The organism is Mangrovihabitans endophyticus, assembly GCF_014646155.1.
In the GTDB taxonomy this organism is placed as follows: Bacteria; Actinomycetota; Actinomycetes; order Mycobacteriales; family Micromonosporaceae; genus Actinoplanes; species Actinoplanes endophyticus.
The window spans coordinates 50,468-57,177 of record NZ_BMMX01000036.1; the positions used below are offsets into that span (position 1 = coordinate 50,468).

Consider the following 6,710-nt stretch of genomic DNA (forward strand, 5'->3'; position numbering starts at 1 on the left):
CGGCGGCCCCCCCCCTCGTGCGTCGTGCGAGGCGCGTCGTCTCAGCAGGACAGGTTGCCACCCGGGGCGACGCCCAGGATCGAGGTGAACCGGTTGTACGCGTCCACCCGGCTCTGCACCTGCGCCGGGTTGCCGCCATTGCACTCCAGCGAGCCGTTGATGCTGCGGATCGTCTCGCCGAATCCGCGACCGTTGACCATCGCGTCGTGCGGCGTCATCGTGCCCGGACCACGCTGGGTCATCCAGTACCAGACCGCGGTCTGGTAGGCGACCGACGCCTCGTTCTTGACCCGGTCCGGATTGTTCAGCAGGTCGATGCCGAGGGCGTCGCCGGCGGCCTTGTAGTTGAAGTTCCAGCTCAGCTGAATCGGCCCACGGCCGTGGTATGCGGACTGGCCGGCCGGGCAGCCGTACGGCTGGCTCTGATCGCAGTAGAGCGGCCAGTTGGCCTGGTTCAGCTCCTCCACATAGACCAGTCCGCCGGATTCGTGGTTGATGTTCGCCAGGAACGCCGCAGCTTCCTGCTTGCGCACGGTCTCACTGCCGGTGGTGGTGAACGCCGGGAACTTGCCGATCGCGTCGATCAGTCCCGCGTACGAGTAGAACGCGATCCGGTTCGGGAACATCTGGTTGAACTGCGCCTCGGAGACCGGGAACCCGCTGCTGTCGCCTCCGCCGCCGCTGGGTGGCGGGGTGGTCGATCCGCCGCCGTCACACGAGAACGGCTCCCAGTACCACGTGCTGATCACCGGGTCGTAGCCCGGATTCTCGTGCTCGGCGCGGTAGTAGTTGCCGTCGGTGTAACGCACCACGGCACCGGCCGGGTAATAGGTGCCCGCCGCCCATGCCGGGTAGTCACACGCTCCGCCGCCCGAGTTGCCACCGCCCGAGTTGCCGCCGCCCGAGTTGCCACCGCCGGAACCGTCGCCGCACGTGCCGTCGTCCTGCCACACTCCGGAGCCACCGGTGCTCGGGGTTTCGTGCTGCGTCCACCACTTCGCCGTCCAGTTGTGGCTCTGGTAGGACACCTGCATGCCGCCGGTGTAGACGGCGTTGCTGTCGTACGCCGCGGCACAGGCCGCGGCGGCGTTGGACACCGTCATGGGCAGCACGGCCGCCGCGGCACCCGCCACGGCGACACCTGCCGCGACCGCAAGCGTCAGGAGGCGCTTTCTCGGCATGGGGATCAACCTCTCGATGGTTCGGGGATGAGGTAGGGGAATTCACTCAACCCAACCCAAACGCCTCGGTCAATCGCTGTAAAGAAAGTTTAAGAATTTATGGACTTTCGAGCATGGGGCGGACACATTTCGCGAATCAGCGTCGCTCCGACTCCATCGCCACCAACTCCGCGATCTGCACCGTGTTGAGTGCCGAACCCTTGCGCATGTTGTCCCCGGTCACGAAGAAGTCCAAGGCGCGCGGGTCGTCCATGGCCCGGCGGATGCGACCCACCCAGGACGGGTCGGTGCCCACCGCGTCGACCGGCATCGGGAACTCGTCGGCCTCCGGATCGTCCACCAGGATCACCCCTGGCGCGTTACGCAGCACCTTGCGCGCCTCGTCCGCGCTCAGCTCCGCGCCGAAGACCGCGTGCACCGCGATCGAATGCCCGGTCACCACCGGCACCCGCACGCAGGTGGCGGAGACCTTCAGGTCCGGCAGGCCCAGGATCTTGCGCGACTCGTTGCGCATCTCCCGTTCCTCCGACGACCATCCGCCGTCGGTGAGATCGCCGATCCAGGGCACCACGTTGAGCGCCATCGGAGCCCGGAACGGGCCGAGATCGTCACCCACCGCTTGTCGTACGTCACCGGGCCGTGAGCCGAGGGTCCGGTCGCCGGCCAGCTTGCTGATCTGGTCGTGCAGGACGTCCACTCCGACCTGTCCCGCCCCGGACACCGCTTGGTACGACGCCAGGGTGAGTTCGCGCAGGCCGTACTCGTGATGCAGGGGTGCGACGGCCATGAGCATCGAGGTGGTCGTGCAGTTCGCCCCGGACACGATGCCGCGGGGGCGGCGCCGCACCGCCTGCCGGTTCACCTCGGGCACCACCAGCGGGACGTCCGGCGCCATGCGGAACGCCGCCGAGCCGTCCACCACCGTCACGCCGCGCTCCACCGCCACCGGCGCCCAGTATTCGGCCGCCGGTTCCGGTACGTCGAAGATCGCCACGTCGACGCCGTCGAAGATTTCGGGTGCCACCGGCGACACCGGGACGTCCACGCCACGGCACGGCAGGGACACCCCCGCCGCGGGATCCAGGGAGACGAGACGAACCTCGCCCCAGACGTTGCGGCGGGAGGAAAGCAGCTCCCGCATCACGGTGCCGACGGGACGGTCGGCGCCGACGACGGCGAGCGTGGGCTGCGCCATCGGCGCGCTTACCGCCCGGTGCCCGCGTAGACCACCGCCTGCTCGCTGCCGCCCAGCTCGAACTGGTCGTGCACGGCCCGGACCGCCGTGTCGAGGTCGCTGTCGCGGCACACCACGGACACCCGGATCTCCGATGTGGAGATCATCTCGATGTTGACGCCGGCCTCGCCGATGCAGGCGAAGAACGAGGCGGCCACGCCGGGGTGCGAGCGCATGCCGGCGCCGATCAGCGACACCTTGCCGACATGGTCGTCGAAGAGCAGGCTCTTGAACTTGATCTGCTCTTTGATCTTGTCCAGCGCGGCCATCGCGGTGACGCCGTCGGACTTGGGCAGGGTGAAGGAGATGTCCGTACGCCCGGTGCCCTCGGTCGACACGTTCTGCACGATCATGTCGATGTTGATCTCGGCCAGGGCAACGGTCTCGAAGATGCGACCGGCCGCGCCCGGCTCGTCCGGCACGCCGACGATCGTGATCTTCGCCTCGCTGCGATCGTGGGCGACCCCGGTGATCAGTGCTTGTTCCACGTCCGGGTCCTCCATCGAGCCGGTGACGAGCGTGCCTTCTTTGTTCGAGTACGACGAGCGTACGTGGATCGGCACCTTGAAGCGCCGGGCGTACTCCACGCATCGCAGCATGAGCACCTTCGCGCCCCCCGCGGCGAGCTCAAGCATCTCCTCGTAGGTGATCTGCTTGATATGCCGGGCATCCGGCACGATGCGCGGGTCGGCGGTGAAGACACCGTCCACGTCGGTGTAGATCTCGCAGACGTCCGCGTGCAGAGCCGCGGCAAGCGCGACCGCCGTCGTGTCCGAGCCGCCCCGGCCCAGCGTGGTGATGTCCTTGGTGTCCTGGGAAACGCCCTGGAACCCGGCCACGATGGTGATCGCGCCCTCGTCCAGCGCGGTCCGCAGCCGCCCCGGCGTCACGTCGATGATGCGCGCCTTGCCATGCACCGAGGTGGTCAGCACGCCGGCCTGCGAGCCGGTATAGGACCGCGCTTCGTATCCCAGGTTGTGGATCGCCATCGCCAGCAGCGCCATCGAGATGCGCTCGCCGGAGGTGAGCAGCATGTCCAGTTCGCGACCGGGCGGCAGGGGGCTCACCTGGTTCGCCAGGTCCAACAGCTCGTCCGTGGTGTCGCCCATCGCCGACACCACGACGACGACGTCGTCGCCCGCCTTACGTGCGGCCACGATGCGTTCCGCCACCCGTTTGATCCGCTCCGCCGTGGCAACGGACGAACCGCCGTACTTCTGCACCACCAGCGCCACGGCAGGCAACCCCTCTCTACGGACCCGACGACGACCCGGATCAGCCTAGCCGCGGCGAGCAGGCACTCCGACAGGCGATCCCAGATTCCGGCATGTGGAGCGCGACACGCCGCCCGCCGCCGACGGTGCACCGCCGGGTATGCGGCGAGAATGGCTCGGTGCGCCCTCACCCCGCCGTACGTCGTGGTTTGTCCGCGTTCGCCGCCGTCATGCTCGTCGGATCCGCCGCGGCCTGCGGCGATGACCAGTCGCCAACGCACGGCCCCGCCGAGCCCTCGGCCGACGCGTCGGTGCCGCCGGACGGCTCCGCGGCCCGCGCCGACCTCGCCGCGCTGGCCGCCGCCGCGGAGGACCACCGGTTCGCCGCGCTCTACGACTACACCGCCCCGGGACGGGACAAGCGCGCGCTTGTCGCCACCGTCGCGCGGGACGGGAGCTGGCGGGTGGACGTGGCCAAGGGCGCGCTCGGCGGCACCGCCGACGTGGCGATCGTCTCCAATTCCCAGGGTGTCTTCCAGTGCAGCCTGTCCTCCACCGCGAATCCGGTCACCCCGACCTGCGTACGCGTGGCGGACCAAGGCGAACGGGTGCCGGCCGAGTACGACCCGAAGATCGAACGGGTCTTCCGGCAGTGGCTGGACGTCTTCACCGACCGGCAGTCGGCGCTGTCCGTCACCGCCACCACACCGCTCAAGGGCTCCCGCGGCACCTGCTTCTCCATCGACTCGATCTCCGCTTCGCTGTCCGCCGCCGTGGACGTCGGGATCTATTGCTACGCCGCCGACGGGCTGCTCACCGCGGCGCGCGTGGAATCCGGAACGGTGCGCCTGGCGGCCGACCCGGCGCCCGCACCGGCCACCGTGCCGATGCCGGGCCCGGTGGTGGACGGCGACGCGATGGGCATGGCCAGCCCCCCGCCCCCACCGCCGGAGCCGTCGGCGTCCGCCGCGTCGGCCCCGGCGGCCTGAATCGGGGTCCCACCATCCGGGCATACCGTTAGCGGTGCATTCACCGATCACGTAGGGTCGTGGACGACATGTGGCAGGCACTCCTCCTTCGTTGCCGCGACGAGGCCCCATTCCAGGTCGGCACCTCGTCGCGGAGTTGATGCGCGCCGCCTCACCGGTTTCGCCTTCTCAGGAGCATCCGCATGTCCACTGACCAGCAGCACAACCCGATTGCCCGGCAGCGCCCCAGCGCGATGCCGTTCCGGCGTTACACGCCTTATCACCAACAGTTCGCCGTCGACGTGCCCGATCGGCAGTGGCCGAGCCGGCGCATCGAGGCCGCGCCCCGCTGGTGCGCCGTCGACCTGCGCGACGGCAATCAGGCCCTGATCGACCCGATGTCCCCGGAGCGCAAGCGGCGCATGTTCACGCTGCTCGTGCAGATGGGCTACAAGGAGATCGAGGTCGGCTTCCCGGCCGCCAGCCAGACCGATTTCGACTTCGTGCGGCAACTGATCGAGCAGGACCTGATCCCCGACGACGTGACCATCCAGGTACTCGTGCAGTGCCGGGAGCGCCTGATCGACCGCACCTTCGAGTCGATCCGCGGCGCCAAGCGCGCCATCGTGCACATCTACAACTCGACGTCGGTGCTGCAACGCCGCGTGGTCTTCGGCCTGGACACCGACGGCATCACCGACATCGCCACCAGCGCCGCCCGGCTGTGCAAGAAATACCAGGAGATCCACACCCCGGACACCGAGATCTTCTACGAATACTCCCCCGAGTCCTACACCGGCACCGAACTGGAGTACGCGCTGGAGATCTGCTCGGCCGTCATCGACGTGATCGACCCGACCCCGGCCCGGCCACTGATCATCAACCTGCCGGCCACGGTCGAGATGGCCACCCCGAACGTGTACGCGGACTCCATCGAATGGATGCACCGCAACCTGCCACGGCGGGAGTCGCTGGTGCTCTCGCTGCACCCGCACAACGACCGCGGCACCGGGGTGGCCGCCGCCGAACTGGGCCTGCTCGCGGGCGCGGACCGGGTGGAGGGCTGCCTGTTCGGCAACGGCGAACGCACCGGCAACGTCGACCTGGTCACGCTGGGCCTCAACCTGTTCTCCCAGGGCATCGACCCGATGATCGACTTCTCGGACATCGACGAGATCAAGCGGACCGTGGAGTACTGCAACCAACTCCCGGTGCACGAACGCCACCCCTATGTGGGCGACCTGGTCTACACCTCGTTCTCCGGGTCCCACCAGGACGCCATCAAGAAGGGCTTCGCCGCGTTGCAGGCGGACGCCACCTCCGCCGGGGTCGAGGTCGACAACTTCACCTGGGGAGTGCCGTACCTCCCGATCGACCCGAAGGACGTGGGCCGCAGTTACGAGGCGGTCATCCGGGTCAACTCGCAGTCCGGCAAGGGCGGCGTGGCCTACATCATGAAGGAGGAGCACAGCCTCGACCTGCCGCGCCGGTTGCAGATCGAGTTCTCCGCCGTGGTGCAGCAGCTCACCGACGCCTCCGGCGGCGAGGTGTCGCCGCAGCAGATGTGGGACATTTTCGCCGACGAATACCTGGTTGAGCGCCAGCAGTTCGGCATCATACGGGTCGAGCGATACAGCACGGCCACGGTGGACGGCAAGGTGGAAATCGACGCCGAGGTGATGCACCGCGGCACGCGCCGTCCACTGATCGGCGTCGGCAACGGCCCGATTGACGCGTACGTGCAAGCGCTCCAGCCCCTGGCGATCAAGGTGCGGGTGCTGGACTATGCCGAGCACGCGCTGTCATCCGGTGGCGACGCGCAGGCAGCGGCCTACGTGGAGTGCGAGGTGGGCGACCGCACGGTGTGGGGCGTCGGGCTGGACGCGAACATCGTCACGGCCTCCATCAAGGCCCTGACGAGCGCCGTCAACCGAGCCCGCTAGTCCCACCACTCGCCAGACGAGCCACCCCACCCCGCCCCGCGGCGGGGTGCCCGCCCCACCCCGGTGCGTCGCCCCGTCGCCTGCGTCGCCCCGCCGCCTGCGTCGCCCCGCCGCCTGCGTCGCCCCGCCGCCTGCGTCGCCCCGCCCCGGGGCTCCCCGCCCCCGGGCGC

5 protein-coding genes are annotated in these 6,710 nt (G+C 69.1%); 2 read left to right on the forward strand and 3 right to left on the reverse strand.

The genetic code is table 11. The annotated features are described in order from the left end of the window. Positions 1-41: 41 nt before the first annotated feature. From IEY73_RS26400 to IEY73_RS26410, 3 genes are all read right to left on the reverse strand, one after another. Positions 42-1,181 (reverse strand): glycoside hydrolase family 19 protein, encoded by a 1,140-nt coding sequence (locus tag IEY73_RS26400; protein ID WP_189082023.1) that lies wholly within the window; start codon positions 1,179-1,181, stop codon positions 42-44. Between the two features lie 136 nt (positions 1,182-1,317). Further along, a complete protein-coding gene (locus IEY73_RS26405; protein ID WP_189082024.1) occupies positions 1,318-2,376 on the reverse strand; it encodes an aspartate-semialdehyde dehydrogenase in 1,059 nt (352 codons plus the stop codon). A gap of 8 nt (positions 2,377-2,384) precedes the next feature. Further along, the gene (locus IEY73_RS26410; RefSeq protein WP_189082025.1) at positions 2,385-3,650 is read right to left on the reverse strand and encodes an aspartate kinase; all 1,266 of its coding nucleotides are present in this window, start codon (positions 3,648-3,650) and stop codon (positions 2,385-2,387) included. 158 nt (positions 3,651-3,808) lie between these two features. Here IEY73_RS26410 and IEY73_RS26415 point away from each other — a divergent pair, with 158 nt between their 5' ends. Together IEY73_RS26415 and leuA are read left to right on the forward strand one after the other, a co-directional pair. Continuing rightward, a complete protein-coding gene (locus tag IEY73_RS26415; protein ID WP_229716175.1) occupies positions 3,809-4,618 on the forward strand; it encodes a hypothetical protein in 810 nt (269 codons plus the stop codon). A 182-nt stretch (positions 4,619-4,800) separates the two neighbouring features. Next, positions 4,801-6,540, forward strand: coding sequence for a 2-isopropylmalate synthase (gene leuA, locus IEY73_RS26420; RefSeq protein WP_189082026.1), 1,740 nt, complete (start codon positions 4,801-4,803; stop codon positions 6,538-6,540). The last annotated feature ends 170 nt before the right edge of the window (positions 6,541-6,710 follow it).

Bases quoted from the DNA above. Each gene is read 5' to 3' on its own strand.
- IEY73_RS26400 (WP_189082023.1), bottom strand. From the start codon at position 1,181: ATGCCGAGAAAGCGCCTCCTGACGCTTGCGGTCGCGGCAGGTGTCGCC.
- IEY73_RS26405 (WP_189082024.1), bottom strand. From the start codon at position 2,376: ATGGCGCAGCCCACGCTCGCCGTCGTCGGCGCCGACCGTCCCGTCGGC.
- leuA (WP_189082026.1), top strand. From the start codon at position 4,801: ATGTCCACTGACCAGCAGCACAACCCGATTGCCCGGCAGCGCCCCAGC.